This window comes from Petrotoga sp. HWHPT.55.6.3 (genome assembly GCF_002895495.1).
GTDB lineage: Bacteria > Thermotogota > Thermotogae > Petrotogales > Petrotogaceae > Petrotoga > Petrotoga mobilis.
Genome location: NZ_AZRJ01000002.1, coordinates 1 through 15,083, shown reverse-complemented (window position 1 = coordinate 15,083; position 15,083 = coordinate 1). Strand labels below are relative to the sequence as shown.

The 15,083-nt window shown below is 36.9% G+C and carries 13 protein-coding genes and 1 riboswitch; all 13 genes read left to right on the top strand.

What is annotated here, in order from left to right; translation table 11 throughout:
- A complete protein-coding gene (gene fdhF, locus X926_RS00530) occupies positions 1-2,754 on the top strand; it encodes a formate dehydrogenase subunit alpha (RefSeq protein ID WP_103064556.1) in 2,754 nt (917 codons plus the stop codon).
- A complete protein-coding gene (locus X926_RS00525; RefSeq protein WP_103064555.1) occupies positions 2,720-3,313 on the top strand; it encodes a molybdenum cofactor guanylyltransferase in 594 nt (197 codons plus the stop codon). The genes fdhF and X926_RS00525 overlap by 35 nt, the downstream gene beginning before the upstream one ends.
- Positions 3,310-3,585 carry a MoaD family protein gene (locus tag X926_RS00520; protein WP_012208233.1) on the top strand — a complete coding sequence of 92 codons (276 nt, stop codon included), beginning with the start codon at positions 3,310-3,312 and terminating at the stop codon, positions 3,583-3,585. Before X926_RS00525 ends, X926_RS00520 begins: the two co-directional genes overlap by 4 nt.
- 1 nt (position 3,586) lies before the next feature.
- On the top strand, positions 3,587-4,258 hold the full coding sequence (locus tag X926_RS00515; protein WP_012208232.1) for a HesA/MoeB/ThiF family protein: 672 nt from the start codon (positions 3,587-3,589) through the stop codon (positions 4,256-4,258).
- 601 nt (positions 4,259-4,859) lie between these two features.
- On the top strand, positions 4,860-6,062 hold the full coding sequence (locus X926_RS00510; protein WP_103064554.1) for an iron-containing alcohol dehydrogenase: 1,203 nt from the start codon (positions 4,860-4,862) through the stop codon (positions 6,060-6,062).
- A gap of 367 nt (positions 6,063-6,429) precedes the next feature.
- Complete coding sequence (locus tag X926_RS00505; RefSeq protein WP_012208231.1) at positions 6,430-6,918, top strand: 4Fe-4S dicluster domain-containing protein; 489 nt, start codon at positions 6,430-6,432, stop codon at positions 6,916-6,918.
- Between the two features lies 1 nt (position 6,919).
- Positions 6,920-8,734, top strand: coding sequence for an aldehyde ferredoxin oxidoreductase family protein (locus X926_RS00500; RefSeq protein WP_103064553.1), 1,815 nt, complete (start codon positions 6,920-6,922; stop codon positions 8,732-8,734).
- Positions 8,731-9,963: an NAD(P)/FAD-dependent oxidoreductase gene (locus X926_RS00495; protein WP_103064552.1), complete on the top strand. Its 1,233-nt coding sequence runs from the start codon at positions 8,731-8,733 to the stop codon at positions 9,961-9,963. Before X926_RS00500 ends, X926_RS00495 begins: the two co-directional genes overlap by 4 nt.
- A gap of 43 nt (positions 9,964-10,006) precedes the next feature.
- Positions 10,007-10,128, top strand: a riboswitch (molybdenum cofactor riboswitch).
- Positions 10,129-10,288: 160 nt separating this feature from the next.
- Complete coding sequence (wtpA, locus tag X926_RS00490) at positions 10,289-11,254, top strand: tungstate ABC transporter substrate-binding protein WtpA (RefSeq protein ID WP_103064551.1); 966 nt, start codon at positions 10,289-10,291, stop codon at positions 11,252-11,254.
- On the top strand, positions 11,247-12,056 hold the full coding sequence (locus X926_RS00485; protein ID WP_012208227.1) for an ABC transporter permease: 810 nt from the start codon (positions 11,247-11,249) through the stop codon (positions 12,054-12,056). Before wtpA ends, X926_RS00485 begins: the two co-directional genes overlap by 8 nt.
- Positions 12,049-13,092, top strand: a complete 1,044-nt coding sequence (gene wtpC, locus X926_RS00480) for a tungstate ABC transporter ATP-binding protein WtpC (protein ID WP_103064550.1) — start codon at positions 12,049-12,051, stop codon at positions 13,090-13,092. Before X926_RS00485 ends, wtpC begins: the two co-directional genes overlap by 8 nt.
- A 17-nt stretch (positions 13,093-13,109) precedes the next feature.
- Positions 13,110-13,721, top strand: coding sequence for a hypothetical protein (locus X926_RS00475; RefSeq protein ID WP_103064549.1), 612 nt, complete (start codon positions 13,110-13,112; stop codon positions 13,719-13,721).
- Positions 13,722-13,736: 15 nt separating this feature from the next.
- A complete protein-coding gene (glp, locus tag X926_RS00470; protein WP_103064548.1) occupies positions 13,737-14,972 on the top strand; it encodes a gephyrin-like molybdotransferase Glp in 1,236 nt (411 codons plus the stop codon).
- Positions 14,973-15,083: the final 111 nt, after the last annotated feature.

Here is a 15,083-nt window from a genome sequence, read left to right as displayed (position 1 = left end):
TTGGTAGTTACTATAAATCATAATGATTACGAAGCTGAACCAGGCCAAACTATACTCCAGGTTGCAAAACAAAACGGTATCTATATTCCTACCATATGTCATAGTCCACATTTATCCGATGTAGGTTCTTGTAGAATGTGTTTGGTAGAATTGGAAAATAATCGTAAATTAGTTGCCTCTTGTGTTACACCAGTAACTGATGGGATGAAGGTTTTAACGGATAGTGAACGGGTTATCGAGGCTAGAAAGACGGTTGTAGATTTACTAGTTTCTGATCATCCAATGGATTGTATGACATGTGAAGCTAATGGAAACTGTGTCCTTCAGGATTTAGCTTACGAATATGGAATTAAAGAATCCACCTTCGGAACAAAGAAACTCCCACGTTTTGAGATAAAAGCTCAGAATGAATTTATACAGCTTGATCCAGACAAATGCATACTTTGTGGTAAATGTGTACGAACATGTAAAGAGATTCAAATGTGTAACGCATTGGATTTTGTCAATAGAGGTTTTGAAACTAAAGTTAGCCCTCCATTTGATGAAGATCTGGGAGGGAAAGATTCTCCATGCGTCTTTTGTGGGCAATGCGTTGAAATGTGCCCAACAGGGGCTCTTACTTATATTCCTTCCAAAGGGAAGGGGCGTTATTACGAATTTAATAAAACTATAACGACCTGTCCTTACTGTGGGGTTGGTTGTCAATTGGAATTAAGAACCAAAAACAATAAAATAATTCAAGTTGGTTCGGTTTACAACGAAAACTCTCCAAACCCCCATGGAGAAAGCTGTGTGAAAGGCCGTTTTGGTTATGATTTTGTCAATCACACGGATAGATTGACTGACCCTTTGATAAAGAGAAATGGACATTTTGAAAAAGTTAGTTGGGAAGAAGCATTAGATTATGTTGCAGAAAAACTATTGAATATAAGAGGAAAGTATGGAAGTGATTCAATAGGTGGGTTGAGCTCAGCAAAATGTACAAATGAAGAAAACTATATTATGCAGAAATTTATGAGGGCAGTAATTGGTACAAATTCTGTAGATCACTGTGCCAGACTTTGTCATGCCTCCACTGTTGTTGGATTAGGGATGGCATTTGGTTCGGGAGCCATGACCAACTCTATATCAGAAATAGAGGGAAGTGATGTAATATTTGTTATAGGTTCAAATCCAATGGAGAATCATCCGGTAATTGGAAGCAAGATAAAAAAGGCGAAGAAAAACGGGACCCATTTAATAGTAGCAGATCCTCGGAAGATAGAACTTTCTGAAATTGCTGACATTTCATTACATCACAAGCCTGGAACAGATGTGGCTTTAATAAATGGAATGATGAATGTTATCGTCCAGGAAGGGTTACTTGATAAAAAATTCATTGAAGAAAGAACGGAAGGATTTGAAAGTTATATAAAAGTAATAGAAGGTTATACACCATCTAAAGTATCCCAGATTACAGGTGTGCCAGCAGATAAGATAATCGAAGCTGCAAAAATGTTTGGTTTAGCCGAAAAAGCAGCAATATATTTTGCAATGGGAATAACTCAACATAAATACGGAACTAACAACGTACTTTCTCTTACGAATCTTGCACTCTTAACTGGGAACGTTGGTTTTGAAAGCACAGGAGTCAATCCATTAAGGGGACAAAACAACGTGCAAGGTGCTTGTGATGTAGGGGCTTTACCTGATGTTTATCCTGGTTATCAAAAAGTCAGTGATCCCAAAATTAAAGAAAAGTTTGAGAATTATTGGGGTGTAAAATTAACTGATAGAGAAGGATTGACTTTAACAGAAATGTTTGAAGAAGCTGGTAAAAAGATAAAGGCTCTCTACATAATGGGTGAGAATCCTTTTTTGTCTGATCCAGATCAAGACCATGTTAAAAAAGCTCTAGAAAGTTTGGATTTTTTAATAGTGCAGGATATATTCTTGACTGAAACTGCACAATTTGCAGATGTAGTTTTGCCAGCGGCGTCGTTTGCTGAAAAAGAGGGTACGTTTACAAATACCGAACGACGCATACAAAGGGTGAGAAAAGCGGTCAACTCTCCTGGAAGGGCTAAAGCAGATTGGGAGATATTAACTAAATTGGCTAATAAAATGGGTTATGAAATGAAATATAATTCTCCTTCTGAAATTATGGATGAGATCGCACAAGTATCAAAATTATACGGCGGAATAAGTTATGAAAGATTGGAAAAAGGTGGTTTGCAATGGCCTTGCCCTGATGTTAATCATCCAGGTACAAAATATTTGCATAAGGATGGTTTTTCTCGTGGGAAAGGCAAGTTTTTTCCAGTTGAGTTTGCTCCTCCAGAAAAAGAAGCCGATGAAAAGTACAATTTTACCTTAATGACAGGAAGGATGTTATACCATTTCCATACAGGTACTATGACCAGGCGATCCTATCCTATTGACAAGCATGAACCAGACTCTTATGTCGAAATAAACATAGAAGATGCAAAAAAATTGGGGATCAAAGATAAAGATAGAGTTAGGATAACTTCGCCTCAAGGAACGGTTGAAACCTATGCAAAGGTTGGACAAAGAGTTCAACCTGGCCAACTTTTCATGCCTTTTCACTATGCGGAAAGTCCAGCCAATAAACTTACCAATCGTGTTTATGATTTAAAAGCAAAGATACCCGAATTAAAAATAACCCCAGTTAAGTTAGAAAAAGTTGAAAAAAGAGTTTCAAGAAGAGAGGTTTTAATTGATGAACGCTTTACTTCTATCAGGAGGCAAGAGTAGCAGATTTGGGACTAATAAAGCAATGGAAACAATCAACGGAAGACCTTTGATAGAACAGATTGTTGAAGGTCTAAAAAATGCATTTGAAAAAGTATACATAATAGGCAACGTAAAAGAGTATGTTTTTTTGCAAGATGTATTTTTTTGTGAGGATATAATACCAAATAAAGGCCCATTAGGCGGGTTGCTTACGGGTTTAACCTGTTCTGATAGCGACTACAACTTTTTGACAGCCTGTGATATGCCTTTTTTGACAAGTGAATTTTTTGAATTTGTAAACTTACAGAAGAAAGATTATGACGTTCTTGTGCCCGAGTACAACTCTTACCTTGAGCCACTTGCCGCTGTTTATAGCAAAAAATGTTTGCCTTTTATCAATGCTTCACTAAAAAATGATCAATTAAAGTTGAAGAGTTTTTTCCCCAAAGTAAAGGTTAGAATAATAAAAGAAACCATTATAAGAGAAATTGGAGAACCCGAAAAACTGTTTTTCAATATAAATTATAAGGAAGATATTGAAAAATTGGAAATGAATCTGGAAAGGAGTGAAAAGATTTGAAAATAAAATTCTTTTCCCTAATAAAGCTTGACTTGAAAAAGGATGAAGTCGATTACCAATTATCAGGATCGAAATCTGTTAAAGAAATAATAAAATTATTGGATCAAGAGTTTGATAATTACTTTAGTAGAAAACTACTAGAAAACGGGGAACTTAAAAGCGGTACAATAGTATTATTAAATGGAAGAAATATTCGCCATTTACAAGGATTGGATACGTTGGTAGAAAATAAAGATGAAATAACAATTTTTCCCCCTTCTGGAGGAGGATGATATGGATTACTTGGAAAGACAAAAAGGGTTGTTCTCAAAAGAGGAGTCTTTAAAGTTAAAACAAGCTGTTGTTTATATTGGTGGTGCTGGAGGTCTTGGAACTCATCAGGCTTTGGAGTTACAAAGGGTTGGTGTAAAAAAAATATATTTGGTGGATTATGATAAGGTTGAACCTTCTAACCTAAACCGTCAAGTTTTATATGGCGTGGATAGCATTGGTGAATACAAAGTTGATCAAGCTAAAAAAATTCTTGAATCTTTTAACTTGCCTACGAAAATAGAAACAAAGGTAGAAAAAATTTCAAAAGAGAGTAAAATACCCAAAGATGTGAACGTCATATTAGACGCTCTTGATAATTTCGAAACGAGATATATTCTTGAACAACTTGCTTGGGAATCCAACGTACCTTATATTCATGCAGGCGTTAATCAATGGTATGGTCAATTGACAACCATAATCCCAGGTAAAACTTCGTCTTTAAAAGATATATTCGGAGAAATTGATACAACACAAGAAAAGGTCTCTGTTATCTCACCTGTAGTATCGATTATGGCATCCCTTCAAGTAATAGAAACAATTAAAGTAATAATTGGAAGAAAAGATACCCTCGACAACAAGTTACTACTCATAGATTTAAAAGATTATTCCCTTGAAATAATTAACCTTCAATGAAAAATAAGAACTTTCATTCCTCTATTAATCCTTGTTTTTCAAGATAAGATTAAGAAAAGCGCTTATTTGCAAGAATTTGCCTTCTAATTGAAAATAATCGTCCCTAAACGCTTCTAATTGCCAATAAATCAAATTGACTTTTTTTTACATAAGAGTTAAAATAGGTTCTATCACGAAAATAGTAGATAATGAAGGTTGAGTTAAAGCAAGTTTATCAATGGTGAGAAAGAATAGCAATATAAAAAAGAACTCCAAATACTGAATGAAAGCACAGAAGGTGAAAAATGGGCGTTTTGAAAAAATCGTTTTTTAAAAACGAAATGATAAGTGTTTTTAGAGTTTCTGAAGACACTACATTTTGAGAATAGACACTTTAGAAATAGAAAAAATTATGAAAAAGGAGATGGTTTTTATGAGGGTTTGAGAATACGATAAAATGCCTTGCTTTTCAGAGAATTAGTAAAAAAGAGTTTCAAATATTGAATAAGAGCGTATAAGGAAAAAGGAGGTATTTTGTAAAAAGTTATTTTTTAAAACCATGATGTAGTGAGTGTTTTAGAGTTTCTAAAGAGAGTATTTTGAGAATGAGAGGAGGTGTATTATGAATTTTAACGAAAACAAGATTGATATCAACAAAGTTTTCGCGTTGCAACCTGCTCGGCCTGTTACCTATTTTGGTGTTGGAGCGATCAACAAGATTGAGGACATTGTTAAAAATTTGCGGAACAGTGGTCATGGCAAAATATTGGTCGTAACAGATAATGTTGCTTACAAAGCTTGCGGAGCATGGGATATTGTAGAACCTGTGCTGAATAAAGAAGCGGAGGGTTTTGAGCATTACAGTGGTGTCCGGCCTAACCCCACTTATGATAACTGTGAGGAGGCTGCACAGGTGGGGGAGAAGATGCAAGCCACCGCAGTTTTGGCAATTGGAGGAGGTTCGGTTATAGATACGGCCAAAACTGTAGCAGTGCTGATGTATCACTCTGGGAAAAAAGCAGTTGACTTTTACGAAAAAGGAGAACCGATTACTGGAGCTTTGCCCATTGTGGTCATTAATACAGCTCATGGAACCGGTAGTGAAACAGATGCATTTGCTGTAGCTCAATCTGACGGAGATGATAAGCCGGCTATCAATTCTCCTCACATTTATCCCACTTATTCCATTGACGATCCACAGCTTACTTTATCTCTGCCTCTCAAACAAACTATATCAACAAGCATTGATGCCATAAATCATGCCACAGAAGCGGCAACAACGATTACTACAAACCCTTACTCGATAGCTTTAGCTCGTGAAGCTATTCGACTAGTGTCCAAATATTTGCCTCAGGCAATTGTTGAACCAAAGAATCTCGTTGCGCGTTATTGGTTGATGTATGCTTCTGCTATTGCTGGAATTTCATTTGATATTGGTCTCTTACACATAACTCATGTATTGGAGCACGCCATGAGCGCCATCAACCCAGAAGTAACTCATGGGGAAGGACTTGGGATTCTTCTGCCAGCTGTGGTCAAAGAAATTTATCACGCTGTACCTGAGGTTCTGGCTGATATATATCACCCAATTGTGCCTGAGCTTCGAGGCCTTCCTGGTGAGGATAGCTTTGCTGCCGAACGAATAAAAGAGTGGTTATCCATGGTTGGACAGCCTACAAGTATGGGGAAGTACTTTTCGGAAAAGGATATATCCAAGTTAGTAGAACAGGCTAAAACCTCAATTGCGGGAAAACTTATGCTACCCTTGGCACCTATTCCAGTTAATGATGAAGTTTTACAAAGAATTTTTCAGGAGTCTCTGTAATAAGGTGAACTTCTCAGGTAGATGCGATTATTCAATCGCATCTACCTGAATTAAATATGTAAAAGAAAAAGACAGATGGTGAACCTTCGATGAAAAAATAGAAATTTCATTCCTCTATTAATCCTTGCTCTTCAAGATAAGATTAAGAAAAGCGCTTATTTGCAAGAATTTGCCTTCTAATTGAAAATAATCGTCCCTAAACGCTTCTAATTGCCAATAAATCAAATTGACTTTTTTTTACATAAGAGTTAAAATAACAACAATATAAATTTTTCAAAAATAGGAGTTTGAATGTAACAAAGTTTTCTTTTTTTTTAGTTAACTGTAGTTCAGTTAACATTTTAAAATATTGAAAGGAGGAGTGTGCATGAAAGTATTGATGTTGGATCAGGCAAAATGCACGGGATGTAGGGCATGTGAGTATGCTTGTTCTTTTGAGCATACGGGAAAGTTTAACCCCCTTGACTCTCGAATCAAAGTGAACGAGTTTTGGGAAGATTTAACCTTCGTCCCAAGTGTTTGTCTGCAGTGTGAGAGAGCATATTGTGAAGAAGTATGCCCTACTTCCGCTCTGACTAAGAACCCTGAAACAGGGGTGGTAGAACTTAACAAGGAAAAATGTATCGGATGTAAACAGTGCATCGTAGCATGCCCGTGGGGTTCCATAAAATTGGATCACACAGGGAAAGAGGTAATAAAATGTGATAACTGTGGTGGGGATCCAGCGTGTATTAAAGTGTGCTATCCAGGAGCTTTGTCTTACGAAGAAGTAGAAGATATCACAAATGTGAAAGTAAGGGAAACTGCCACCCGCCTTAAAGAAATCGCAAAAGATTTAGTAAAGGGGGGAGCTTAAAATGATAAAAGGTGGATTCAAAGGTAAATTATTGAGAGTTAACTTAACAACCAAAGAAGTAAAAAGTGAACCATTGAATGAAGAGTGGGCTCAGAAATATTTAGGGGGCAGAGGGTATGGGACTCGTTTGTTGTTGGAAGAAATCGATCCGAAAGTAGATCCTCTCTCTGAAGAAAACAAGGTCATTTTTGCCACTGGTCCTTTAGATGGAACATTAGCTCCTTCTTCTGGAAGAACTATGGTAATCACAAAAGGCCCTTTGAATGGAGCTATTGCGTGCTCTAATGCAGGTGGACATTTTGGCCCCGCTTTGAAACACACAGGATACGATATGATCGTTGTTGAAGGAAAATCAGCCGAACCTGTATATATATGGATTAACAAAGGTAAAGTAGAATTCAGATCCGCAAAGGAAATATGGGGGAAATTGGCTGACGAAAGTGACGAATTGATAAGAGAGCAAACACATCCCTTGGCTGAAACCATGACGATTGGACCGGCTGGTGAGAAATTATCTCCTATCTCTAGCGTAATGTTCAATGGTCATAGGGCTTCTGGAAGAACCGGTGTTGGCGCCGCAGTTGGAAGTAAGAATCTAAAAGGTATAGCCGTTAGAGGGAATGAAGATACTCCAGTGGCTGATCCTGAAGCTTTTATGAAAGCAGTTTATAAGGCTAGAGATATTTTAAGCAAAGATGCCTTTGCAGGTCAAGGGGCTGCTATGTTAGGTACCGCAATGTTGGTGAATGTTATCAATGGTGTTGGTGGGTTCCCCACTCGTAATGCCCAAGATGCTTTTTTCCCAGAGGCAAATAAAATTAGTGGAGAAACTCTAAGGGAGAAAAATTTAATTAGAAATGAAGGATGTGCCGAGTGTCCAATAGCTTGTGGTAGGGTAACGGTAGTAAAAAGTGGACCGTATAAAGGAACTATTGGAGGAGGTCCAGAATACGAATCAGTTTGGTCGTTTGGTGCAATGTGTGGTGTTTCAGACCTTGATGCAGTGATAAGTGCAAATCATCTTTGTGATAAATATGGAATCGATACTATCGCTATGGGTTCAACTGTCGCCTGTGCCATGGAATTGTACGAAAAAGGATATATGCCCAAGGAAGATGCCCCTTTTGAACTTAGATTTGGTTCAGCAGAAGCTATGTTAAAAGCCGTGGAATTGGCATGCAAGCAAGAAGGAAATTTTGGGAAATTATTAGCTCAAGGTTCCTATCGCTTAGCAGAGCATTATGGTCATCCGGAACTTTCCATGTCGGCAAAGAAACAGGAGTTCCCAGCTTACGATCCAAGGGCTATCAAAGGTATGGGTTTAGAATATGCAACTAGCAATCGTGGTGCTTGCCACGTCAGAGGATATGGAACAGCCGTAGAGGTATTGGGAGATGCTGATCAGTACGCTTATGAAGGCAAAGCGGCTATAATTAAAACCTTACAAGATTTAACCGGTGCACTTGATTCTTCTGGAATATGTTTGTTCACGACTTTTGGTCTCAGTGCTAATGAGTTAGCCGAGATGGTGTCAACTGCAACAGGTTTTTCAATAGATGCCCAAGAGTTCATGAAAATTGGAGAAAGAATTTGGAATATTGAAAAGCTTTTCAATCTTAAAGCTGGTTTTACAAGACAGGATGATACCTTACCTCCAAGAATATTAAATGAACCAATCAAAACGGGTCCTTCAAAAGGCCATGTAGAGGATCTTGGAAAGATGTTGGATGAATACTATCAGTTAAGAGGATGGGATAAAGACAGTGTTCCCACAGAAGAAAAACTTAAAGAATTGGAGGTCCAGATTTCAAAATGAGATACGTTATTGTTGGAGCTAGTGCAGCTGGCTTAAATGCTGCTCGAACATTAGAATCTCTGGATCCTCGAGGGGAAATTACTATATTATCCGCTGAAGAAGTATTCCCCTACAGTAAAATGTCTTTACCTTATTTATTATCGAATAAATTAAAGAAAAGAGATTATCTGTTTCTTCCCCATCCATCTAAGGCTAAACTTCTACTAGGGCAAAGGGTTGTCAACATTGATGTTGAAAGAAAAAAGGTAGAAACTGTACAAAACCAAACATTTTCCTTCGATAAATTGTTGATAGCAACTGGAGCAGAACCGTATGTTCCAGATATGGAATTAGAAGGATCCCCGCTAGTTCTAACAGTGCGAAACCTTTCAGATATGGATAAATTGAAAGATAAGTTGAAAAAAAGTGACGTTAAAAGAGTAATACTTTCTGGTGCAGGATTAGTTAATTCTGAGATTGCTGATGCCCTAGCGGAACTAAATATACCTGCTACTTTTGTTATAAGATCGCGTAGAATGTTATCTCAGATCGTTGATGAAGAAGGTTCGGATATTATTGCTGAAAGAGCTATAGAAAGCGGAATGGAGTTAATCACGGGTGAAAGTATAACTAAGGTTCAAGAAGAAGGAGATCACGCAAACATCTTTCTTGCATCAGGCAAAGTAATTCAAGGCAGTTGTGTTGTTGTGGGAAAAGGAGTCAGACCAAGTATAGATTTTCTCGAAAAAACACCTATCAAATGTCACACTGGCATCTTGGTAAACGAATATATGGAAACATCTGTTAAGGATGTTTATGCAGCAGGGGATGTGACTGAATCCATAGACTTAATTTCAGATGAGTATGAAATGCATGCCTTGTGGCCTGTTGCGATGGAACAAGCAAGGATAGCTGCCACCAATATGGCGGGGTATTCTTGGAAATATCCCAAAGAAGTATCTAGAAACATAGTAAATTTATTTGGAGAAGTTGTTTTCACCGGAGGTATTAGTAAAGAAGATGCTTACGATGTTTATAAGGAAAAAGAAGGTAGAAGTTACCACAAAATTCTGGTAAAAGATGGCAAACTTGTTGGTTTTATCTTTGTTGGAGGCGTCCTAAATCCTGGAGTTTATTTGGCAGCGATGAAAAATCAATGGGATATAAGCCATCTATTGAATGAAGCAATAAAAGGTGCGTTAAGTTATTCGATGTTTAAGGCTCCTACGAGAGAAGTTGTGAATATATAACTTTAAAATTTAAGTTCTTTTGAAAACAATTTTTTTCATATACATTTTATAATGTCTTCGATCTATGTTACCTAAAGAATTCATTCTATGGTGACTTAGACGATAGGGTATAGAAGGAAACTTCTATGCCTCCCGCATTAGGAAAGGAGACACATTATGAACCGGTGTCTTCACACGCCGGTTTTTTTATTTTACTATGTCATTTATTTTTTAAGCTGCTCTCCTTTCCTAAATTTTCTAGGTTGATTGCACATTAAAGGGTTGCTAAAGTAAGTTTTAGAGTTTATAAACTCAAATAAAAAATTTAGAGAAAGGGGAGAAAATAATGAAAAGCTATTATAAGTACACGGTTATACTGTTTGTTTTTTTATTTGGGACGTTGATGATGGCTGAAGATATAACTGGAGAGATTGTAGTTTTCCATGCGGGATCTTTAAGCGTTCCCTTTGCACAAATTGAAAAAGCCTTTGAAAGTCAGTATCCTGGAACAGATGTTATTAGGGAAGCAGCCGGAAGTAGAGAAGCTGTTAGAAAGGTTACCGATCTTGGAAGAGAAGCGGACGTTATAGGTTCTGCGGATTATACGGTCATCGAAAATCTGATGATCCCAGAGTATACAGAATGGTACATAAATTTTGCCAACAACGAGATGGTGATAATGTACACAGAAGATTCTCGTTACAAAGATGAGATTAATTCTGACAATTGGTATGAGATTCTTTTGCGTCCTGATGTTGAGTACGGTCATTCGGATCCAAATGCTGATCCTTGTGGATACAGAAGCCAGATTGTTTGGAAATTGGCAGAAAAATATTATAAAGTGGATAGTCTATATAAAAAACTTGCTGATAACTGTCCACCAAAAAACGTTAGACCAAAAGAAACAGATTTAATCGCACTATTAGAGGCAGGAGAACTGGATTATATTTTCATCTACAAATCTGTGGCATTGCAACATCGAATGCCCTATGTAGAATTACCAGAACAAATTAATTTGAAAAGTACAAAGTATGCCGATTTTTATGCAACTGCTTCTTTTGATGTAACGGGCAAAGAGCCAGGTGAGATGATAACACAAATAGGGCAACCTATGGTATATGCTCTAACCATTCCCAATAATGCTCCAAATCTACAGGGAGCAATTGCCTTCATCAAATTCGTCATTGGTCCACAAGGCCGAGCCATTATGGAAGAAAACGGGCAACCGTCAATTAATCCCCCAGAAGGTGTAAACATAGAAAAAGCTCCCCAGGAGCTTCAAGATTTCTTAAAAGGTGGAGCGAATGATTAAAAAAGCATGGTTCGAATTAATACTTAGTTTTTTGGGGATACTATTGTTGTTTTTCATAGCGGCCCCTGTGGCTAAGCTTATTTTTGGAGTTGAGCCGAAAGTTCTTATCGACACTGTAAAGGAAGAAGAAGTATACAGTTCCATATTGCTTACTTTCAGTGCATCGTTAGTTGCAACTTTAATTTCTATATTGTTGGGGGTACCTTTGGCTTACTTGCTTGCTCGTAAAGATTTTTTTGGTAAGTCTTTTGTAGAAAGTTTGATAGATATCCCCGTTATAATACCACATACAGCAGCAGGAATAGCGCTTTTAACGGTTTTTGGTAGTAGATTTTTTCTGGGAAGATTTTTCTCGATATTTGGAATAGAGTTCGTTGGCGAATTTGCAGGAATAGTTGTTGCGATGATGTTTGTCAGTATGCCTTTTTTGGTGAATGAAGTTAAAGAAGGGTTCAGATCTATTGATGTTAAACTTGAAAAGGTTGCTAGAAGTTTGGGCTCATCCCCTGCGAGAACTTTCTTCAGAGTATCGCTACCTTTGAATTTTAACCATTTAATCTCTGGTTCACTTATGATGTGGGCAAGAGGATTATCTGAATTTGGTGCGGTTATTATATTAGCTTATCATCCAATGACGGCGTCGGTACTTATCTACGAGAGATTTACTTCATTTGGATTGAAGTATTCAAGCCCCGTTGCAGCCATTATGGTGATAACAAGTCTCATTGTGTTTATCTTTTTAACACTCATAAACAGAAAGAATTCAATAGAAGGTAGAGAGAAGGAAAACGAGCTTGATTAAAATCGTGAATATATCTAAGAGATTTAAAAAGTTTTCTTTAGAAGATATCAATTTGAATATCGAAGATAACGAGTATTTTGTAATTTTGGGGCCAACAGGTGTAGGTAAAACAGTGATTCTTGAGATTATAGCAGGTTTAATAAAACCTGACTTTGGTGATGTTTTTATCGGAGAGAAAAGAATTACACATTTACCTCCTGAAGAGAGAAATGTTGGAATGGTTTATCAGGATTATATGCTCTTTCCACATCTAAATGTGGAAGAGAATATTGTTTTTGGATTAAAATCGAGGAGAATTAAAAAAGATGAAATAAGATCTCTGTTAAACAACATAGTAGAGCTTTTTCACATAGAACATTTACTCACAAGGAAAACGAAGAATCTAAGTGGAGGAGAGAAGCAAAGAGTAGCTCTTGCACGAGCTTTAATCACTTCTCCACAAATTTTGCTGTTAGATGAACCTTTAAGTGCATTAGATCCTCAAACAAAAGAAAAATTTATAGAAGATTTGAAGAACTTACATAAACAGCTCAAGACTACTACAATTCATGTAACACATGATTTTAATGAAGCATTTTCTTTAGCGGATAAAATCGCTATAATGAAAGACGGGAAGATCATTCAAGATGGAGATTCAAAAGATGTGTTCAACAAACCGAATTCTGATTTTGTTGCTCGATTCACAGGGGTTAGAAATATTTTTCGAGGAGAAATAATAAAAGATGATTCTGGCACCTATGTTTCTGTGAATGGATTGAAAATAAGTGTAGCCTCTGAAAAGATGGGGAACGTTAATATCTCTGTCAGACCAGAAGATATATTGTTATCTACAAATCCTTTTGATTCAAGTGCTAGGAATGTTTTCCCTGGAGTGATAAAGCGGATTGATGAACAATTATCAGTAGTTCATATTACTGTGGATATCGGTATTCCTTTGGTGGTGTACATAACTAGGCAATCGTTGAAAGAGTTGAATTTAGTAGAAAATAAAAAGATTTTTGTTACATTCAAAGCTTCTGCAGTGCATGTTTACTAAGATGGGAGTGATTTTTTTTGGTTACCATTGTTGTTGGTGGAAAATCGAGCAATGTCGGTAAATCTACTTTAATTTCACAAATGGTAAAGAATTTAAACTGTCACGTTGGAGTGATAAAAACATCTATCCATAAAACTAATGAGGAAATAGAAGTTACAGCTGATCCTTCAATTATTAGTGAGAAAGGGAAAGATACGGCGTTTTTTAAAGAATCTGGAGCCCAAAATGTAATCTTACTAAAAACAAATTATCAGGGATTGTTGGAAGGTTATAGAAGGGCACGCAAGCTCTTAGATGAGGATATAGAATATTTGATAATTGAAGGAAACAGTATCCTAGATTTTATTAGACCAACTTTGGTTTTTTACATTGATTCTGATGATACACAAGAAAAAGAATCAGCGACCAAAGCCAAAAGTAAAGCCGATATTATAATCGATAAAGAAAACCTTGAAGAATTAATCAAAGACGGAAACAGTATGAAATTCAAGATTAATTTTGAACAAGTGAGTTGTTTTAATGCACACGCTATCTGTAAGGCATTGAATATCAAATTACCTAAATTTGGGAAATTGTTGGATGATCAAAACATCAAAGTTCGGTACTGCCAGCTTGGTTTATTCAAATAAAGACGGAGGCTAAGTATGTCTGAATTCTTGGATTTAAATACCCCAGAAATGTTTTGGGAAATTGTGAATAAAAATATAAATATTGGTTTATTGCCATCAGAAACGATAAACTTTAAAGAGTCCAATGGGAGAATTTTAGCCCAGGATTTATTTTCTCCCATCGATCTTCCACCTTTTAGCCGATCAACTGTTGATGGTTTCGCTGTGAAAGCGGAGGATACTTTTGGTGCCTCGGAAAGTATGCCTATCTATTTGAACGTTAAAGGTGAAGTGTTCATGGGGCAAGAAACAAAGATAATGGTAGAAGCTGGTGAAGCTGTAAAAATTCCGACGGGTGGAATGTTGCCAGAAGGATCAAATGCAGTCATTATGATAGAATACGTTGATTACGTTGGCGAAAAAATGATTGAAATCAATCGTTCTGTTGGAGTTGGTGAAAACGTAATTTATAAGGGTGAAGATATTCCTAAAGGGAAGGTAATTTTAAATAAATACCATCAGATCAGGCCACAGGATGTGGGAGCTCTAGCAGGCCTTGGAATAACTGATGTTGAAGTTTATAAAAAGCCAAAAGTAGCTGTAATTGCAACAGGAGACGAGTTAGTCTCCCCTGAAAGCGTTCCTGGAGTCAGTGAAATCAGGGATATAAATAGTTACACAATAGGAACAACATTAGAAGAAATAGGTGCAGAAGTTAGATACGTTGGGATAATTCCAGATAAATTTGATTTTTTGAGGGAGAGTATAAAAAACAATTTAGATTGTGACTTGATCCTGATCTCAGGAGGTAGTTCTGTAGGAGTCAAAGACATGACGGTCGAAGTTTTGAATTCTTTGGGGAAACCTGGTGTATTGTCTCAAGGAATTACGATCAAGCCCGGTAAACCTACAATTTTTGCAGTAGTTGAAGGTAAACCTATTTTAGGCTTACCTGGCCACCCTTCATCATCCTTTATCATTACCCAAGTGATTGTTAAACCATTGGTAGAGAAGATAATGGGTATAAAAGAAAAAAGAATAAAATGTAATATTAAAGCAAAGTTAAGTAGAAATTTGGATTCAGATAAAGGAAGAGAAGAGTACATTCCAGTTCGATTGATTGAAAATGCTGAAAAAAATTACATTGCGGAGCCATTAGTCGGTGAATCAGCAATGATATCTACATTTGTTTATGCCGACGGTTATATTAAAATAGATGCTAACAAAGAAGGACTCAATAAAGAGGAAACTGTAGATGTCTACTTGTACTAAATGAGTGGGCTTCGGGTCAAATGGGTTAAAATTCTTTTATCCTCATGGGTGGGAGTGGAACAAAGGACCCAAGATTCCTTTATCCTTATGGGTGGGGAGCGGGGCGAAGGG